We start from the raw sequence: 20372 nt of genomic DNA on the forward strand, positions 1-20372 counted from the left end.
TATCGATAGAAAAATTTGATTTACTACTTTTCTTAAAATCATATTTTTCGTTATAAACATTTATCAAATAGATAATTATCAGAACTGATTTTTTTATAAATGAAACTTGAAATAGCACCGATATAGACTATATTATTTAGACTTATTACAAATAGCCTGTCTTTTAGTCGTAAGAATGCTTTTTAAAAACAAAAACACCTTTTTCCATAACACTCTATACTAGAATTTATAAGTACCATATCTATGCTGTTATAAAATGAAACTTTACTTTTTGTAGGAATACACATAGTCTTTAATTAGTTGGTTAAGAAGCTATTTCTCTAATTTGATTAATGGATATTTTATCTAATGGCTCAAGCATGATAATTTACAGTTATATTTTTTTGAAGGTCAAATTCAACCATAATAGATTCCTGAACAACTTTAACTAACTGTAGACTCTAATAATGATATGATGATTATGGTTATGACAAGAAATATCTTATAATTGATTTTAATACTAGCCACCATAAACATGGTGATGCCTTAACCATGCCAATGTGGTTGTTTTAACCAACAAAGAGCAACAGTTTCCTGTTACTCTTTTAACTACTTAACTAACTATACTAATAAAAAAGCCTTTTGCATTAAACATTAATCGCTAAGTCAATTTTCATTTAACCATACCGGATTACTTTGAAGGTTGCCTATTCTATGGGCCAAGGTTATGACACGTTCATTTTCTTGTAAAGAAAATGGCTCTTTATAAACCTGCCAAACATTCCCGATTTCTTCATTCTCCTTTAAAATTTGATACCCGATAGATGCCCCATCTGTTTTACAACTAAGGGTTATCCAATTATCTTTACTTTCAATTAAAGGGTCTTCCGTTTTAGGTTGGGTTCCTAATGGCCATATTGAGTCTACATATTCTTTTTCGGGCATTAAGCCTTTGTCATCTATTGATGTCATCCAGCGCTCACATTCGTTTCTCAGCTCTTCCAATTTTTCTTTAAATTCGGGGTTGTCGACCAAATTGTTCAGCTCGTAGGGGTCGATCCAAGTATCGAATAATTCTTCAGGTTCCTTTTTTTCCCGAAACCATTGTGCCTGATTTTTATTGAGCTCCCCATTATCCCTCATTCGAAGTAATTCTTGCATAATAGGCATTTGCTCTCTATAGGCCACGGGCAAATAATAGCCCTGTTCCGTGCGGAAATTTTTTAAATATTTATAGCGATTGTCACGAACCGCCCGAATCATATCGTATCGGTTATCAAACCGGTCCGCTGCACCATATACATATTCTCTCCTTTCCTTGGATTCAAATTCTCCAGCAAAGGCCCTACCGTCAAGATTTTCGGGCGGTTGGATTCCCGCCAAAGACAACAAAGTGGGCTTAAAATCTACAAAACTTATCAAACGATCATCTATTGTACCCGCATTCTTCTTCTCCGGATATCGTATTACCAATGGCAATTTCATTCCCGAATCATACAAAAGACGCTTTTGCCGCGGTAAGGGTCCGCCATGGTCGGCATACCAGAATATAATCGTATTTTCCAATAAGCCGTCCTCTTCCAACTGGGCCAGTATTTCACCTACTTGATGGTCCATTTCCTTAACATTGGAATACATTCTTCTGACATCTGTACGCCCTATTTCATTGTCGGGCAAATAGGGTGGTACAGGCACATCTAAATCTTTATCCACCCACAGCGAATCTTTGGCCTTCGCCCATATCTGTGATTCATGGGTAACCATGAGGTTAAATATCGAGAAGAATGGCTGATTAGGCCGACGGTTTCTCCAGTGGGCTTTTTTACTGCTTTCGTCCCATGCGGTAACAGGTGCCATAAATTGATAATCCTCTTTACTGTTATTGGAACAGTAATAACCTTCAAGCCTTAAATGTTCACTGTGCATCTTTATATCGGCGGGAGGCATTGCACCATAAGGTTGAATTACTTCTGGCAAGAATTTTCCATTTCCCCTGGTTCTCATGTGTTGCGCCCCTATATGGTTCTGGTACATACCCGTGGCAATTGCGGCCCTACTAGGCGCACAGACACCAGATGGAGAAAATACATTTGTATACCTAACTCCCTCTGCGGCCAAACGGCTGATATTGGGTGTAACCACTGTGGAGTCTCCAAACGATGGCAATACCGGACTTAAATCTTCGGCCACTATCCAAAGTATGTTGGGACGTGGATCTACTTCTACCATCGTTTTAACCTTACTTTGACTGTTGCAACCAACCAAGTATAACATGAGAAAAAAGGTAAAAATACTTTTCATAAAATTATTCTATCATTAAAAGGTTTGTAGCATGTAACTACTTCACAAATTATCAAAGTAGGCAGTTACTACCTATTCCGAGCTTTCTCATCTAATTCATAACTACGATTATGAATTTCACATGCATGTTTGAAATTATCTTAATAACTAAATGGCCCAAACCTTTTGACCCTCCCCGATGTCCATACAAGATGCATAGCTTCCTGGTAAGGGCAAATATTCCCTCGCCTGGGTCATACCCACTTTAGAAGAAAAATATCCGCTAACCGTCAAACTTTTGAACAGGTCAAAATAATGGGGCAGCACTTTTTTCTGACCTTTCTGTTTCAACTTAAATTCTATAGCTTCATCCTGTAAACCAGTTAAAAGGTTTAAACGTTGGTCTTCTGATAAATCAACAAAGGATTTATTAAAATCAACAGCACAAATCTGGTCCAGACTATTTAAGCCTCCAATAAAAATTTCTTTTTCCTCTGGCTCAAAACAATCATTGACCATAAGAACCATATACTTGCCAATTTCCGCAGCTTTTGCTCCTTGACTTTTATCTGTTGTAGGTATAATGGTTTCCCCTATATAATCCAAAAGTGATATATCATCATTTGTTAACTGCACTCTAACCTTAGGGACATAATCACAAGATTGTAAAATTGTTAATGGACTAATTAGTGCTACACCTCCCATAACACTAATCCCTCTTAAAAAATCTTTTCTCTGCATTTTTATATATTTCTTTTGTTCAGTTCTTTAATTGCAAAATCAACAGCTCTAGCTGTTAATGCCATATAAGTTAAAGAAGGATTCTGACATGCGCTAGAAGTCATGCAAGCCCCATCTGTAACAAAAACATTTTCTGCTCCCCATACCTGGTTGTGTTTATTGAGAACTGAGGTTTTTCTATTCTTTCCCATCCTTGCAGTTCCCATTTCATGAATATTTAATCCAAAATTTCTATCTTCTTTCAAATCCTTAATATTTTTAAAATTGGCCTTTTCCATCATTTCCATAGCGGTTTCTATCATATCCTTCTCCATGTTTCTTTCATTTACTTTATACTCAGCGTCTATGTTTAAAAGAGGTATTCCCCATGCATCTATCTTATCTTCACTTAAACTTACCTTATTTTCATAATACGGAAGACACTCTCCCATACCATGCATTGTCATTTTCCAAGGTCCTAAAGACGTTAAATCATCCTTTAATGCATGTCCGATAGCCGTCTTCTTAATTTCCGAACCGGCTGATCTTGAACCGTTACAGCCAAAAGCATAACCTCTTTTAAAACTTGCTTGAACATCCTTTCCTAAATTACGAAACCTTGGCATATAAGAGGAAGTTGGCCTTCTTCCTTTATAGTAATTATCTTCAAAACCATCATATTCACCACGTACCTTTGCATTGTAATTATGGTCCATTAGATTATGGCCTAACTCCCCACTATCATTACCCAAGCCATCTGGGAAACGAGATGATTTAGAATTCATCAATAACAATGTAGAATTTAGCGTTGAGCCGTTAACAAAGATTATTTCAGCAAAATAATCCATAGTTTCTTTGGTATTTGCATCTACTACCCTAACACCAGTTGCTTTACCTTTTTCATCATCATAAATAATTGATTGCGCAACAGAAAATGGTCGTAATGTCATATTACCAGTTTTTAAAGCCACTGGCAAGGTTGAGGAATTACTACTAAAGTAGCCGCCAAAAGGGCATCCCCTATTACAAAGACTACGATACTGGCATGGTCTCCTACCCATGTGGCTAACTGAAAGATTTGCGGTACGAGCTATAATTAAATGCCTATCATTATAATGTTTTTCTATAGCCTCTTTAGCATACTTCTCTATACAATTCATTTCCATAGGAGGTAAAAACTCGCCATCAGGTAGGTGAGGCAAACCATCTTTATTCCCACTTATACCAACAAATTTTTCCACATAACTGTACCATGGGGCTATATCCTTATATCTAATAGGCCAATCTACGCCTATACCTTCCTTTGCATTAGCTTCAAAATCAAGGTCGCTCCAACGCTGTGTGTGTCGTGCCCACATTAATGACTTTCCGCCTACTTGATATCCCCTTATCCAATCAAATGGTTTTTCTTGTTGATATGGATGCTCATTATCCTTTACAAAAAAATGCTCCGTTGCTTCAGAAAAAGCATAACAACGACTAATTATAGGGTTTTCTTCCTTGGTCTTCAGAGGAATTTTGCCACGATGGGGAAACTCCCAAGAAGGCGTATTGGCAGTAGGATAGTCTTTTATATGCTCTACGTTTCTGCCACGTTCCAAAACTAGTGTTTTTAAGCCCTTTTCACATAATTCTTTAGCGGCCCAACCTCCACTAATTCCTGAACCAATTACAATAGCATCATATGTTCGGTTCTTTTTAGAACTAATATTTATATTCATTTTTAAATAATTTTTTGTTTGACTTCTTGTAGAATGATTATTTCATCAAGTATGGTATGCACATGTATCTACTCAGCATCATTAAAGATTATAATCGGTAAAACCGCCAGAGAACCTTAATGAGAGTAGATTTTTTTTTGTGCTAAAAGAATGATTAATGATATATCAATAATCAACTGCCTACTTTCTCAAATAGGAGTAAACTAACATCTATGACCTCACTTCCAGCCATTTTATCTGCTTTTAAAACTAACTCACCAAACCCTTTTCTTAATGATATTGTTCCTATCTCTAGTGGTTTAAAGTCCTTGACGTAAGAACTTTTTCTTTTTACCCTATCATTTTCCATTCCTTCCAAAGGTGGGTCATGAGGTTCTTCTATGGTAAAACCCAATTGGCTTTCATTTAAAGATAATATCAATTGGGAGCCTTCGTTTCCTTGTTTGCAGGTATAATATAGCGTAACCTTATATTCAGCACTTTCCATTACTTCAACATCCCATGAAATAGTGTCTTCTATATCTTTCCAATTAGTTAAAAATGAACAATTAGGAAATCTATTGGAACGGACAATATTACCATGCCCCCTACCATCTCCAGCATGAAACTGGGTAAACTTAGTTTCAGGATGTCCTAAAGGATAACTCCTTGTATCGTGTTCAGGTAATTCGGAGAGAACATCATTTATATACTTTTCTTTGACATCGACTAAGGTTTTTACCATGTCCGGGTACTGGTTACTCACATCATTTTTCTGCTCTCTGTCTAACTCAATATTGAACAGAGCGTTATTATGGTCTAAGCGATATACCTGGTTTCTGATACTTATTTTATCTTTCCATTGGTTTATTAATACTCTATTTTCCAAAATATTATCATCGGATAGTAAGACTTCTTTCATGCTTACACCATCAATAGGCCTTTTGGTCTTATATTGAATATTAGCCAAATCTACCAAAGTAGGCAGCAAATCAATTGCGCCAGAAAGATTATCTATAATTTTGTTTTCTTTTATTCTTTTAGGCCATTTTACAAATAAAGGTGATCGCACACCTCCTTCATCTGTTGATGATTTTTTACCTTTCATACCACCATTCCATCTATACTCATTAGGTCCATTATCATTAAAATAAACAACGATGGTATTTTCCTCTAGATCTAATTCATCAAGAGTTTCTAGAATTCTTCCCACATTCCAATCAATATTCTCACACATAGCTAAAGCAGCTTTTGTGAACTCAATATTTTCATCGTATTCCTCAACCGCTAAATTAGCGAGCTCTATATCCTTAAATTTATCATACCAAACATCAGGAACTTGCATTGGCGCATGTGGCGTATTCATGGGTACATATAGAAAAAATGAATTCTCTTTATTTTCTTTTATAAAACTTATAGCGTGTGTCGTTAAATCATCAGTTAAGTATCCATTACCATGGGTTATACTCCCATTAAAATCCAAAACTGGACTAAAGTAATTTCCCCAGTGACCAGACGTAAATCCATAAAAAGTGTTGAACCCACGTCCATTGGGGTGATAAGGATATTGCATACCGTTATGCCATTTGCCATAAGCCGCAGTATTATACCCAGCTTGTTTAAAAACGTCCGCAATAGTAACCTCATCCAAATCAAGACGTTCGCCACCCGCAGAAGTGCTATACACCCCGCCTCTGGGCGAGTACCTGCCTGTTAGAAATTCAGCTCTAGTAGGAGAGCACACAGGTTGAACATAGAAGTTACTAAACTGAGCACCACTCCTTGCCATTTCATCTATATTGGGCGTACTTAAATTGGTGTTTCCGTGAAGACTAAAGTCTCCCCACCCTTGGTCATCAGATAAAATAACAATCACATTTGGTTTTTTCTCTTCTACTACGGTTTTTTGGTTGCAAGCCGCTAACAAAACGAATAGTAAAAGACCAGTTACGTTATACTTGTAAATTGAAATCATTTGACTTAAAACTAATTTGATTCACTTAAATTCTAAATTGACACGTGATCTTTAATACTTTACCATACCCTTTCTGGTTATATCCCTCATATCCTCTAGAGGTACGTTATCTCCATATTGCTTTTGCAACCTATATAGCTTAATTTTAAGTTCGTCTATAATTTCCTTATTTGCAGGATTAGCATAAGTATTAACCAATTCATTTGGGTCTTTTTCCAAATCGTAGAATTCCCAAACATCTATGTTGTAATAAAAATGAATTAGCTTATATCTGTCTGTTCGAATTCCATAGTGAGGCTGTACATTATGCCACTTCGGAAACTCGTAGTAATGATAATACATCGCGTTTCTCCAATTGTTTTGTTCCTGTTCCTCTAAAGCAGGCACAAAACTTTCGCCTTGCATTTCTGAGTGCTTTTGCACTCCGGCCATGTCCAATATGGTAGGCGCAAAATCTACATTCAATACTATATCATCATTTTTTTTACCACCTTTATACTTATCCGGGTACCTTATCAATAGGGGCATTCTTAATGACTCTTCGTACATAAAACGCTTGTCATACCAACCATGGTCACCCAAATAAAAACCTTGATCGGAAGTAAAAACAACAATTGTTTTTTTTGAAAGACCTTCTTTATCCAAATACTCTAATAACCTGCCCACATTATCGTCTACAGACTTTATACATGCCAAGTAATCTTTAATATATTTTTGGTATTTCCACTTTTTTAAAGCTTCCCCCTTTAGTTCAATTGACGGAGATATATGTTCTCCCTTATCACCTAACCTTTCCCATTTAGCCAATTCTTCTCCTGATAAACCTTGAGGTGGGGTTAATTTTAAATCTTTGTTGGTCAAATGGTTTTCTATAGTCATCATAGTTTCACCAGCGGTTAGTTCCCTAGTCTTATAATCATCATTAAAGGTTGAGGGATATGGCATCTCAACATCTTCATAAAGGTTCAAGTATTTTTTATCAGGACTCCAAGGCCTATGTGGTGCTTTAAACTGGTACATTAACATAAAAGGTTTAGAAGGATCTCGCTTATTCTTTAACCAATCCAGAGCGAAGTCTCCCGTCAGATTAGTGGCATATCCCTTTTCTTCTACCTTCTTTCCGTTTTCATTATAAACCGGATCCCAGTAACTGCCTTGTTCTCCATTAAGCGTGTGGTATTTGTAATAGTCAAAGCCTGTAGGCTCGCTCCACAAATGCCATTTTCCAATAACCGCTGTGGTATAACCTGCTTTTTTTAGAATTTTAGGAAAAGTTACCTGACTACCATCAAAAGGGTTACCGCCTTCATTTTTGTAAAACCCATTTTTATGACTATACTTTCCTGTAAGTATTGAAGCCCTACTAGGGCCACATATACTGTTGGTAGCAAAAGCATTGTTAAATAACACACCTTCTTTCGCTAATCTATCAATATTAGGTGTTGGTGCTATTTGACTATATATACCTTTATATGCACTAATGGCATGAGATGCCATATCATCTGACATAATAAAAACTATATTAGGTCTTTCTTCTTGCGCTCTTAGTGGTAAACCTATAAGACAAAAGGTGGCTACCATTAAAAATTCTGCTAAATTCTTTCTTATACTAGATTTCATGGAAATACCGGATAAATTTTAACTATCATAAATAAGTTCATTCTTGAATTAATTGAATTTTCAAGAAAGGCACTGGTACAACTAGTATACCAGTACCTTAGAAACTAACTAAACTAATACCCTTCGTTTTGTTCTAAATTGTATATTGTTACCTCACTGTCCGGCAAAGGCCATAGACCTTTTTTTGCCAAATAACCCGGTTCATTGTTCAATTTGTCAATCTCTCCTGTTCTAATGATATCAAAATACCTTAACCCTTCTAGAGCAAGTTCTACGCGCCTCTCATGCCTTATATCTGCAAGAAGATTTTCCCCTGCCGAGGTTATATCAGGTAAGTTTGCACCTTCAAAAGGCCTGTACTCTATGGGATTTTGATTGGCATCTATATCCCCTACTTGAGATCCTGTCGGATAGGTTGAATTTCGGGCCCTTTCCCTAACTTCATTGACCCTATCTCTTGCCTCTTGCTCTTTCCCTAAAAAGTAAGCAGCTTCTGCATTCATTAATAGGACATCGGAATACCTTATTACCCTAATGTTAGTTGGAATCTGTCTTCTTCCACCGGGCATAATTTTAGTTGTGGGTATACCTTTTCGCAAAGTTTTGAAAATAGAATAGTCATACTGGGGATCAGTCTTTATCCAAGCATATTCATCAAGTTTGGATCCAGCCATTATATCTTCTACAATATTGAACCCCCAACCAACAGGCCATTCTTCACTAAGCATAGTAGACTCCCGTCTAGGATCAACATCTCCGTTTCTTGAATATTCATAAAACAAGTTATCTTTAGGCTGATTGAACCCCCAACCGCCAAAGCCTCGAACACCTAACCTAACCACAACTTCATTACCCGGTAAATTATTCCATCCTGTTACCGTTAAATCGTTAACATATTGTTGGTCAAATACAGTCTCAGGTCCATTTTCTCCTTCAATTTCAAAAACTTCGGCATAGTTTGGCAACAAAGCATAGCCCGCAGTATTGATTACAGCTAAAGTTTGGTCATAAACCTCTTGCCATAAGTCATTTGGATTTAAACCACTACCAGAGTATTCAGGAGCGCGTGTTTGCATAACACTGTTATAGAAATACCCAGTTTCCCTCATCACTATTCTTGCTTTAAGGGCCTGGGCGGCGCCTTTAGTTGCACGACCAACATCAATGTTTCCTTTTATGGGCAAAGCAGCAATAGCATCATCCAGATCATTTTTAATAAAGTCATATACTTCCTTTTCCGTATCAGACCTTCTTATAGTCTCGAACTCTTCAAACAAAGGCACATGATCCAAAATAGGAACTCTACCAAAAATTTCAACCAGTTTTGAATAAGCAAAAGCCCTAAGAAATTTGGCCTCTCCTATAATTATTTTTTTACTATCCGAAAGTGGTGATTGATCCTCTAAACTACCTATAACTTCGTTGGCCCTGGTAACAACTTCATAAAGCTGCGACCACTTAGGGCTTATTAGCGGATTAGAAGAAGTAGCTGTAAAATCAGCTATTTCTTGAAATTGAAGACCATCACTTACACCACTTCCACCTTTGACAGCATCATCACTGGGCAAGTCTCCAAACGACAACAGAAGCATGTCTTTATTATTTGATCGATAAACCGATATTATTGCTTTTAAAGCATTTTCATCATTCTCATAATAATTGGCGGAATTTTCACTATTTAAAGGCTCTAAATCCAGTGTTTGCTTCTCACATGACCAAAAACCTATTAAGCACAACAAAAAGATTAATCTATATATATATTGCATGTCTAACTTTTTAAAAAATTATTTTTTGAGTACTGTTTTAGAAAGATAGATTTACTCCTAAAATCAATGATCTAGGAATTGGATAGTTACCTAAATCTATACCTGACGCCAACGAAGAATTGTTGTTGTTGGTTGTCAGTTCCGCAATTTCAGGATCAAAACCAGAATACTTGGTTATTGTAAACATGTTCTGGGCACTTACATAAATCCTAAATTTGTTAAGGTGAATCTTTTCAATTATTTCAACTGGCAAGGTATAACCCAATTGAATTGTTCTAACTTTTAGAAAAGAACCATCCTCAACATACCTATCGCTCATTCTAGAAAAATTTTCATTTGGATCTTGAACTGTCATTCTAGGTTCAGTACCGGTTGGGTTGTTGACCGGGTGATATCTATTCAACCTTGAAGGCAATAGATTTCTAAACCCTTCTCCTGATAAAAGATGTGGACGTAAAGCGTTAACTGCCTCTACGCCTTCTACTCCTACTAAGGTAAACCCGAAGTCTATACTCTTATAGTTTAAACTTCCATTAAAGCCCCAAGTGTAATCAGGTATAGCGCTACCAAGCTTTATATAGTCTTCTTCGTTTAACTCCCCGTCATTATTTTTATCTACAAAACGAGCATCACCAATTGTAATATTTGAAGTATTATTCAAACCACTATTATCGATTTGTTCTTGAGAGGTATATATACCATCTCCCTCATAACCTATGAAATAGGCAAACTCTTCTCCAACTTCCGTCCTTGTTATATACTCAGGGCTTATTTTATTATTTGTTCTACCACCTTGGATAAAATCTTTGGTACCCAAATCCGTTACCTCATTGGACAAGAAAGAAATATTTGCTCCAACATTGAAATATAAGTCTCCTACATTATTAGAATAGTTTGTTGAAAACTCATACCCTTTGTTCTCCATTTTACCAACATTTTGAAATGGGTCTGTATTGCTGGTGTACTGCGGTGTAGGTACCTGTACAATCATGTCTCTAGTTTCTTTAAGAAAATAGTCTGCTGTGAAACCTAATTTCCCTTGCATAAAACTAAAGTCCAGCCCAAAATTTGTACTTTCAACAGTTTCCCATTGTAAATCCGGATTTACGGTTGCAGTAGGTATTCCTCCTTGCACAGCATTAACTCCATTAATGGAGTAATACATATTATTTCTATTTACTGTGGAAAGATAGGTGAAGGCTGCAGCACTAGATTGATTACCTACACGGCCCCACCCTGCACGAAATTTCAGGTTTGAGAAAACGTCTAAATTTTCAATAAAAGCTTCATCTGAAAGCCTCCATGCGAAACCAACAGAGGGAAATGTTCCCCACTTGTTACCAGGCGCAAACTTGTAAGAGCCATCAGTTCTAACGGTTGCAGTAAGTATATATCTGTCATTTAGCACATAATTGAGTCTACCAAAATATGATTCCAGGCCAGATTGGCCAACCATTGAAAGTGGGTTGCCAAATTCTGTTCCCCGATTTATATAGCGTAATGCTTCGTCTTCGGGAACACCGGCAGTTGCAGTAACTGAAATACCATCATTTTTACTTCCTTGGGCCTCATGACCTAATGTTAAGGTCAAGTCATGCTTTTCCGCAAAGTTTTTATTGAACGTTAGAACATTATTCCAATACCATGACTGAGCGTTAGATCGGGCCTCTGTCAAAGTGCTATTTTCATTTACTTGAACGGAGTTTACCCTATAAGAAGGAACATAATCTTTTCTTTTATCAAAGCTGTTCGAATAACTAAATATGGTTTTAAACTTTAAACTTTTAAAAATACCAAGCTCTAACCATGCTCTAGGATTAAAGTTTGCATTAATCAAATTTTGGGTTTTATCGAATTCAGCTTTCGCGGCAGGATTACTCTGTTGCTCATTGAACCACATATCTCCCCAACTACCATCTTCCATATAGACTGGCATTAATGGATGAGCAGATAAAGCTTGAGAAATAGGAGAACCCCAGAAATCTTGCTGCCCCCTTTGTCCATTTCTTTCTTCTGAAGTATACCTTATATCAATCCCAGCCTTTACAAATTCATTAAATTGTAGATTTAATTTACCAATTAGGTTAAAACGGTTGAATGCAGTGTTTTTTACGGTACCTTTTACATTGTTATATGAGGTAGAAACGTAATAATCAACTTTTCTATTTTCTTTTCCAGTAATACCTCCTGTAACAGAAAACTGATAATTTTCTTGATTTCCTTTTTGAAAAACTTCATCCTGCCAATTAGTACCAATTGCTCTGTTAGCAATGGCATCATCCATAAGTTGTAATTTATCTCCAGAAAAAGGGGTTCCGTCATTCTCCATAGCTTCTTTATAAAGCTCTGCAAATTCATAACCCTTGGTCAAATCATACTGTTGAATATGGTCAAGGCTATAATACTGATTAAAAGAGAAAGTAGGTTTTATTGCTTTATCTCCAGATTTAGTAATGACCATAACTACCCCATTAGCACCTCTGGAACCATAAATTGCAGTAGCGGAAGCATCTTTTAAAATTTCAATGTTTTCAATATCGTTAACGTCAACATTATCCATATCATTAGATGGTACTCCATCTATAACATATAGTGGGTTAGAGTTATTGATAGTGCCTATTCCACGAATACGGACTTTTACACCATCTCCCGGAGTACCTGAAGCTCGTACAATATTTATCCCAGCGGCTTTTCCTTGTAAAGACTCAATAGCCCTACTACCTGCAAAACCTTCTATATCCGATCCGCTAACCGAGGCTACGGAACCCGTCAAGTCTCGCTTTTTTGTAGTACCATATCCAATCACAACGACTTCCTCTAAACCCGCTGCACTTTCTTCCAATGAAATATTCACGATAGTTTCACCATTCACTGGAACTTCTTTAGAGGCAAAACCAATATAGCTCACCATTATTATTGCATCTGTAGCTACTTCAAGCGAAAAATTACCATCAAAATCTGCAGTAACACCATTAGTCGTACCTTTTTCTACAATATTTGCTCCTGGTAATGGTTGTCCATTTGTATCAGTTACGGTACCAGTTACAACCAACTTTTGCTGAACCACATTTTTATCATGGTTCAGGTTGGCGATCCTTCTTTCCTTAAGAAATATTTGTTTGTCCACTACCCGATGAGTAGTTCTTGTTTTTGCGAAAATTCTAGTTAAAATCTGTGGTACCGTTTCTTTCGTAGCCTTTACACTTATTACTCTCTTTAAATCAACATCTTTGATTTGATACACAAAATGAAACTCAGTTTGACTTTCAATTTCATCTATAATTCTTTCCACAGATACATTATTCAGGTCTAGTGAAATCTTGGTAACCTGGGAATACGATGTTTTTGCCTGCATGGTAAATAAGACCATAAACATGAACAACATACTGATTTTCATCTTCAAATTGAGTTTAAGCAATGGGAGTCCCCTTCTTGTTTGATCAAGAAATTTTTTCATACTTTTATAATGTTTGATTGTGGTTATACAATTTGGTTAATCACTTCTACGAATCGGGAAATGGTGACGCATTTTCCGATTTTTTCACTCTAGTTGAGAATAGGTGAAAAAGCGAATTTTTACTCTAGTCAATTCTTCATTAGCGGTTTATTTTAAGTTATCTAATAGTTATTTTACAATTACAATCTCGTTCTGTATTACATAGTCCATATCATACTGACTCTTGAAATAATCCAATATTTTCTCAATAGACATATCCCCGAAACTGGCATTGAAAGTTTCAGTGGACAATTGCGAATTTTGATTAACAATTTTAACATCGTAATGTCGTTCCAATTTTTTAAGGATGTCCTCAAAACTCATGTTTCTAAATACCAATACGCCTTGCACCCATGACGTGTAGATGCTTGTTACAACCGGTTCTGTTGAAATATCCCCAATTTCATTATCATATTTACCCTTTGTTCCAGGAGTCAAAAATGTTTCTTTACCCAATTCAAGACCATCTTCCTTTGCATACATCCCAACGGATCCTTCAACTAAAACTACTTCTTTTACCTTATCTTCAGGATAGGCTGAAACATTGAAACGAGTACCATATACTTTTACGTTCAAATCCGATGCATTAACAATAAATGCTCTATTGTTATCTTTCGCGATATCCAAAAAAGCTTCTCCCTTCAAATAAATTTTCCGCTCCATTCCTTTTTGGAATCTTACGGGATACTTTAAAGATGAACCAGAATTCAAGTATGCTACGGAACCATCCTCCAATTTAAGTTCAAACCGTTTCCCATAAGGCACATTTAACGTGTTATAAACCGGCTCACTTTCTTCGGAATCATTGTTATCCCTATACACCAATTGATTACCTATTTGAGATCCCACGACATTTCCGTTTTTATCCAAAACCTGTGTCGTTCCTTCTTCTGAAATAACTTGAATGTTACCGTCTTCACGTTCTAGTGTAATAAAATTCTCCTTTGGAGAAAATTGGGTTGCTTCCTCTTCCGAGAAGGCAAATTCCTTTACCAAATATCCTATAGTCATAGATAAAACAATAAGGGCGGCATATTTAAAAAAGCTTTTCAATTTGAGCTTTTTAGGTTCTTTTTTATCACTTCTCATTTTATCCAGCAATAAGCGCTTTGACTTTTCAGTATCGTAGGTTTTCATATTACTGTCAATTCTGTAATTTAATTTTACATATTCATTAAAAAGTTGAACATTGGAAGGTTGTTTGAGTTCAACTTCCAATTCGTTCAGTTCCGATTCTGAAATCGTAGCTGCAACATATTTCACAATCAGTTTGTGTAATTTTTTCGCTTTCATTAATTAGGTAATTCATATTTATTACGAACCTATTTTACGACACCCCTACTTTTTTGACTTTTTTTTTTAATATTTGCTAGAATTTGTAATCAAATCACGACATGAAAAGGAGTTTCAACAATCAGTCAAATTTGATTGAAGGTTTAAAAAACGGCAATGAAAAGGCTTATGTATATCTTGTGGAAAACTACCATAATAGGCTATGTGCTTATGCCAACAGTCTTATTAGAGATGATTTATTGGCTGAAGATATAGTGCAAAATGTATTTGTCCAGATTTGGGAAAAAAGAGCTAAGCTTAAAAATGAATTAACTTTAGAAAGCTACCTATACAAATCAGTTCATAATAAATTTATTGATGAATATAGAAAGGGAAAGGCTGTTATGGCTTTAGAAAAAAAATACATGACTGCCCTAGAACTTGCCATAGAAGAAAAAGACGAGGCTCAAGAGCAAAAGATATTGAATATTCTTTTTGCTGCAATTCAGGAATTACCTCCAAAATGCAAGCAAATTTTTCTAATGAGTAAAAAAGAAGGGCTCACAAATATTGAGATTTCTCAATGCCTGAACCTATCCAAAAAAACAGTTGAGTCTCAAATAACCAAAGCCTTTCGAATTTTACGAAATAAAATGGGCGAGAAATATGAAACAATTTTGCTGTTGATTTTCGGGTCTAACTTTAAAAAACACGCAACGATTTCAAAGTAATAAAGAATATGCAGATTGATTTTCTCTATTCTTATTGATGCCTAACTAATGTAATTTGCTTTTTATAGACTTCCTTTTCTTTAAAATTAACTCGTATTTCTACTCTATGTAAAAACTATAAATAATTGCAAAAAGTTCTAAAAATGAAAATATTTTGATTTATTTGATTATCAATTGATTATGTTTTATTTTTAAAAAAATATTAGTTTAACCAGAGTACACGGCGTAGTACAAAGGTTTAAGACAAATAGCGTGAAAAGCCCCTAAATACGGGCGTTCCGGCAAAATTCATAACCCGGAGGTCGGGGGATCGTGCCCCCCTCTCGCTACAAAGATTAAAATGCTGTAAACTAACGGATTGGGAGCTACAATCCGTTTTTTTATGCCTTGTATTTCTCTTTTATTACGTTCCGTAAACGAAAACGTAAACACGTTTAAAATGAAATTGAACTACACCGAACCTAAAATCTATACAGGTGGTGTTGATATCACACAGTGGTCGGCCCTTTCAAAAAACCAACGCGATGATGCCCTTTCTAAAGCTTGGTTCGTATATTTCTCTTTCAGGGACCCTGATACCGGAAAATTAAAAAAGCAACCCTTTATTAAGGCCGGAGCCAATCGCTTTAAAGGTAGAACCAAGCGATTACAGTTCCTAAAAGTGCTACAGCGAAACCTCCTTCTATTGTTAGAAGCCGGGTTTGACCCTTACAAAGACAATTCAGAGTTGGAAGCAAAATTCAGAGGAAAATCAATAGAAAGAGAACACTCTATAACTAAGGCTGGAGGGAATAATGAGGCAGACAAAGGGACTGCCGCAAAAGCAATGAATAATAGTATTGTAATCACCACCGAAACCGCCAAACCCAAAATAGGGCCCATTCCCGAAATAGAAAACGATTCTTTAAAAAAGCACAAAGTATCGGTTTCCGAAGCCTTGGAACTGGGGCTAAACATTAAAAAGAGCACCCTAAACGATAATTCGTTCAAGAAACAAAAAAGCAGAATCACGAAGTTTCAAAGGTGGCTTACGGAAAATGATGTGGATGTCTCCGATATTAGGAATATTGATAAGAAGATCGTAGTACGCCACCTGAACGATGTATTGCGTACCTCCAGTCCTAAAAACAGAAACAATACTAGAACCGCCCTCAGTGCTCTATTTGGTACCTTGGAGAACAACGAATTGATAGATGACAACTTTATACGTAAGATAAACATTCTGAAATCCGTTCCGAAGAGAAACAAGACCTATACACCGAAACAGCTGGCGGAAATTGACGCCCACCTTAAAAAGAATGACCTTTTGATGCGTATGTTCGTTCAAATGGTAAGCTACAACATGTTGAGGCCCATAGAAATATGTCGCCTTAAAGTGGGTGATATTGACATAAACGATAAGAAAATATGTGTCAAGGCCAAGAACAAACCTGTTAAGATAAAAATCATTCCGGATATAATGCTTGGGCAATTGCCGGACCTTTCTCAAATGGACACTAAACATTCCCTTTTCACTCCTCAGGGCTTTGGCGGAGATTGGAACCTTGCCGATAACGATAAGCGGAATTACTTTTCCAAACGTTTTAAGAAAGTAAAGGATCATTTTAAGTTGGGTAACGAATATGGGCTGTACAGCTTCAGACATACATATATAACCATGCTTTACCGTGAAATGATAAAAACGGGGACGCCTGAAGAGGTTAAAAGTAAATTAATGCTCATAACCGGCCATGCCACTCTTGACGCACTTGAAAAATATCTTAGGGATATAGATGCAGAACTACCACAGGATTACTCAAATCTATTGAACCAATCCATCAACAAGACAGATAAATGAGCTATTTTGGGCTATTAAAGGACTTGCACCTGAACTCGTTGACAATGGACGAGCTCACTCGCCTGCAGGTCACAAGGGGAATACTCCAAGAGGTAACTAAGGTATCGCTCTCACTTGATGGAAAGCCTAATGCCATCACCAGTAAGAACAGTGAAACCCTTTATGTACCAAATGTAGAAATGACCAAGGAATTTTATGATTTTATCCTAGAGGTTTATGAGGATGTAATCGAAAATTCATTGATAGGGTTTTTCCATGCCTATGAAGAGGATATACTAGGACTGGACGAAATTGATAAGAGAAAGATTGCACTTGATTATTATAAAGAGGTTGCCCGACTTACGATAAAGGATGAATTTGATATATTAACTATTCGTAAATCCGCAACTGGACATCGACTCATAAACAGAGCAAAGAAATTGGAGCTTTTTAATATGAGACAAGAAGTATTGCAAGAAAACCTTACCGTTCAAAACCCGATGCCACTCACCCACTTCCTTATTGGCGATGCAGCCTATTTTGATGAACGACTTATTGCCAAACTCCCCGTTCTGAACGAAGTACTGAAGTTTGAAGCCTCGTTAAGAATTCTACTGACCCTTAATGAGCAGTTCAATTTTGAAGAAGATGATTCCGGTTCAACTTCCAATAGCAAAAACTTGGATGCAACACAGCCGATACAAAAGAAGAAAAAAGCACCTTTGTTATCGGATGTTGAAGCCACCAACTTTTTGATAGATACCGTCTTTTCCAAACAATTGAAAAAGTACGGAAAATTATAGGTGGTGTGCTTTTAGCGTGTAACCTGGATCTTGCGCCCTACTTGCAACACCCTATTCCTGACCACTTCTTCCACCGCACAAACACCGGAAATCACCATATATAACCTTTGACCCTAATGAAGGGTTTACAAAAAGTTACTACACCCTACTAACTGCATATCAGCACCACATAGAAATAAATTATCGAACAGATTGTCCTTGGACGAACGCACTTACCGTTAAACGTTTGTAAATGTATATTATACGTATAATAATTACTTATTTTCTGCATACATTGACAATATCCAAGATTTGAGTAAATTACCGTTAAAAGAGATATAAAGCAACCAGTTGTTTTATACAATTGTTACCATTTATTGTAGACAAACATTTTTAGAGACTTAAAGCGCCCGGTAAAAAATACAGCAGGAAAATATAATTGGAATTTGCAAATCCATAAAATTGCAACTCATGAAATTTATAGGAAAAACTATAAAGTTTAAATGCTTAAATCAAATAGACCTATAGAATCCAAAATAAGGATTAGATGAACAAACTTATCAATTTGATAATCTGCGTATTACCCTTATGGTTAGTTGGTTGTAAGAACAAAAAAGATATAGAAATATCACCAATCCTTATGGAGAAACTAGAGCTGATAATCGACAAATATCAGGCTCATTGTGAAGAGAATTTGAATATTAAACCCAATCCATCAGTATACATAGTAGATTTTAGAGAAGTCAAGGGAGATTGTTTCGTATTGATTGGAACCGATATAGTTTATTATGAAGCTGAAATGAACGGCTGTTTATTGTATAACGATATTTTAATATCATTCCAAGCTCTAAATGAGGATTGTAATAAATTCGTGGATTATAATCCTTCCACAAAATGTCAGGAAACGTCTGGTTTTGAAAAAGCTTTCGTAGGAATGGGGTCTTACAGGTCAACCAATTGGATATACAAGGTGGTCAATGATTCCTTAGTAATCTATGACCAAAAAGCTTTTCCCGTTGAATAGATAAAGTGATAACAAATTCAAATTTACAATGATTATTTACAGTAAATTTTAAAGAATACCAACTCTAAACAAGTAGCTATAAAAAACACATTTACTAAAATAACTCTGTTATTAAAATATATGAACTCTTAGTAAAAATGAAACACTCAGGCGGAAACAACAAATGGTAACAACGTATATAAAACATAGGGCTAGTCAGTGTCAGGCCCATTGGCCATTGCGTGTCGGCGGGGTCGCCGCACCTTTTGATTTGGCAACTGAAGAAAAAAGTTAGTCACAAAATGCAAAAGGTTCGGCTTGTGCAAGGCCGATAGGAAATCGCCCGTCCCCTGCCCTACGTTTCATATACAATCCCGTTGGGTGCAATTTTAAAAATACGTCTATAATGAAACAGAACATTTTTACAATCCTTTCTATCTTGCTTTTTACGAAGGCAGGAATTGCCCAATCAACTGGAACGTTTATTGACTCGCGAGATGGGCAAACATATAAAACTATCAGCTTCGAAAATACTAGAACTGGCACAACGGTTATCTGGCTAGCTCAAAACCTAAACTACAAAGTAGAGAACAGTTACGCTTATGATGACAACGAAAACAATCGCGATGAACTTGGCTTACTTTACACTTGGGAGGCTGCGAAAAAAGCTTGTCCCAAAGGTTGGCATTTGGCGTCGGATATCGAATGGTCTATGCTTGTGAGTGAATTTGGTGGAGCTGATAAGGCTGGGGAGGCCCTAAAAAGTGTCGAGAGCTGGAACGAAGATGGAAATGGAACTAATAGCAGCGGATTTAATGCGCTTGCAGGAGGTCAGCGCAAGCCCAATGGCACTTTTGGGCAACTGGGAATCTTCGCTGTCTGGTGGTCGTCAACTCCCACCAATGAAGAGAACAAAGCTTGGTTGTGGGACATTAGTTATGGTGGCCCCGACATGTCAATTAAATCAAAAGTGTGGCATTTTGATGCCGATATTCTTGGCGCAGTATCGGTTCGTTGCGTCTGTGATTGACTTATTTAATTTATCTAATATGTGCCGCGTAAGAGAAAACAATGGAAAGCATAATAAAACGGTACGCTCGAACGAAAAAACTGCACCCAACAAAACCTTAACGTAATGCGGACTTTAGAGCAAAACCGAAAGGTCTATGTATATTTATGATGTCGCTAAATCTTATGGATTTAGCTTTAAAATAAAAAAGTAAAAACAAAAC

13 protein-coding genes are annotated in these 20372 nt (G+C 36.5%); 5 read left to right on the plus strand and 8 right to left on the minus strand.

The annotated features are described in order from the left end of the window. Nucleotides 1–645: 645 nt before the first annotated feature. From H9565_RS19235 to H9565_RS19270, 8 genes are all read right to left on the minus strand, one after another. Nucleotides 646–2208, minus strand: coding sequence for a sulfatase family protein (locus H9565_RS19235; RefSeq protein ID WP_246560823.1), 1563 nt, complete (start codon nucleotides 2206–2208; stop codon nucleotides 646–648). A gap of 219 nt (nucleotides 2209–2427) precedes the next feature. Next, the gene (locus H9565_RS19240) at nucleotides 2428–3000 is read right to left on the minus strand and encodes a gluconate 2-dehydrogenase subunit 3 family protein (RefSeq protein ID WP_215442002.1); all 573 of its coding nucleotides are present in this window, start codon (nucleotides 2998–3000) and stop codon (nucleotides 2428–2430) included. A gap of 2 nt (nucleotides 3001–3002) precedes the next feature. Beyond that, nucleotides 3003–4700 (minus strand): GMC oxidoreductase, encoded by a 1698-nt coding sequence (locus H9565_RS19245; protein WP_215442003.1) that lies wholly within the window; start codon nucleotides 4698–4700, stop codon nucleotides 3003–3005. Between the two features lie 172 nt (nucleotides 4701–4872). Then, entirely contained in the window at nucleotides 4873–6654 is a 1782-nt protein-coding gene (locus H9565_RS19250) for an arylsulfatase (protein ID WP_215442004.1), read from the minus strand. 51 nt (nucleotides 6655–6705) lie between these two features. Then, on the minus strand, nucleotides 6706–8274 hold the full coding sequence (locus H9565_RS19255; RefSeq protein ID WP_246560825.1) for a sulfatase family protein: 1569 nt from the start codon (nucleotides 8272–8274) through the stop codon (nucleotides 6706–6708). Nucleotides 8275–8387: 113 nt separating this feature from the next. Continuing rightward, entirely contained in the window at nucleotides 8388–10040 is a 1653-nt protein-coding gene (locus tag H9565_RS19260; RefSeq protein ID WP_215442005.1) for a RagB/SusD family nutrient uptake outer membrane protein, read from the minus strand. A gap of 37 nt (nucleotides 10041–10077) precedes the next feature. Further along, nucleotides 10078–13497 carry a SusC/RagA family TonB-linked outer membrane protein gene (locus H9565_RS19265; RefSeq protein WP_215442006.1) on the minus strand — a complete coding sequence of 1140 codons (3420 nt, stop codon included), beginning with the start codon at nucleotides 13495–13497 and terminating at the stop codon, nucleotides 10078–10080. Between the two features lie 168 nt (nucleotides 13498–13665). Then, the gene (locus H9565_RS19270; protein WP_215442007.1) at nucleotides 13666–14829 is read right to left on the minus strand and encodes a FecR family protein; all 1164 of its coding nucleotides are present in this window, start codon (nucleotides 14827–14829) and stop codon (nucleotides 13666–13668) included. A gap of 101 nt (nucleotides 14830–14930) precedes the next feature. On the opposite strand from H9565_RS19270, the gene H9565_RS19275 reads away from it, so the two are divergent. From H9565_RS19275 to H9565_RS19295, 5 genes are all read left to right on the plus strand, one after another. Next, nucleotides 14931–15539, plus strand: coding sequence for an RNA polymerase sigma factor (locus H9565_RS19275; protein ID WP_215442008.1), 609 nt, complete (start codon nucleotides 14931–14933; stop codon nucleotides 15537–15539). A 439-nt stretch (nucleotides 15540–15978) separates the two neighbouring features. Continuing rightward, nucleotides 15979–17376, plus strand: a complete 1398-nt coding sequence (locus H9565_RS19280; protein WP_246560827.1) for a tyrosine-type recombinase/integrase — start codon at nucleotides 15979–15981, stop codon at nucleotides 17374–17376. Continuing rightward, a complete protein-coding gene (locus H9565_RS19285; protein WP_215442010.1) occupies nucleotides 17373–18158 on the plus strand; it encodes a hypothetical protein in 786 nt (261 codons plus the stop codon). Before H9565_RS19280 ends, H9565_RS19285 begins: the two co-directional genes overlap by 4 nt. Before the next feature lie 526 nt (nucleotides 18159–18684). Next, nucleotides 18685–19161, plus strand: a complete 477-nt coding sequence (locus H9565_RS19290) for a hypothetical protein (RefSeq protein WP_215442011.1) — start codon at nucleotides 18685–18687, stop codon at nucleotides 19159–19161. Between the two features lie 385 nt (nucleotides 19162–19546). Beyond that, nucleotides 19547–20170: an FISUMP domain-containing protein gene (locus H9565_RS19295; RefSeq protein WP_215442012.1), complete on the plus strand. Its 624-nt coding sequence runs from the start codon at nucleotides 19547–19549 to the stop codon at nucleotides 20168–20170. The last annotated feature ends 202 nt before the right edge of the window (nucleotides 20171–20372 follow it).

Source organism: Zobellia russellii (genome assembly GCF_018728565.1).
Lineage (GTDB): Bacteria > Bacteroidota > Bacteroidia > Flavobacteriales > Flavobacteriaceae > Zobellia > Zobellia russellii.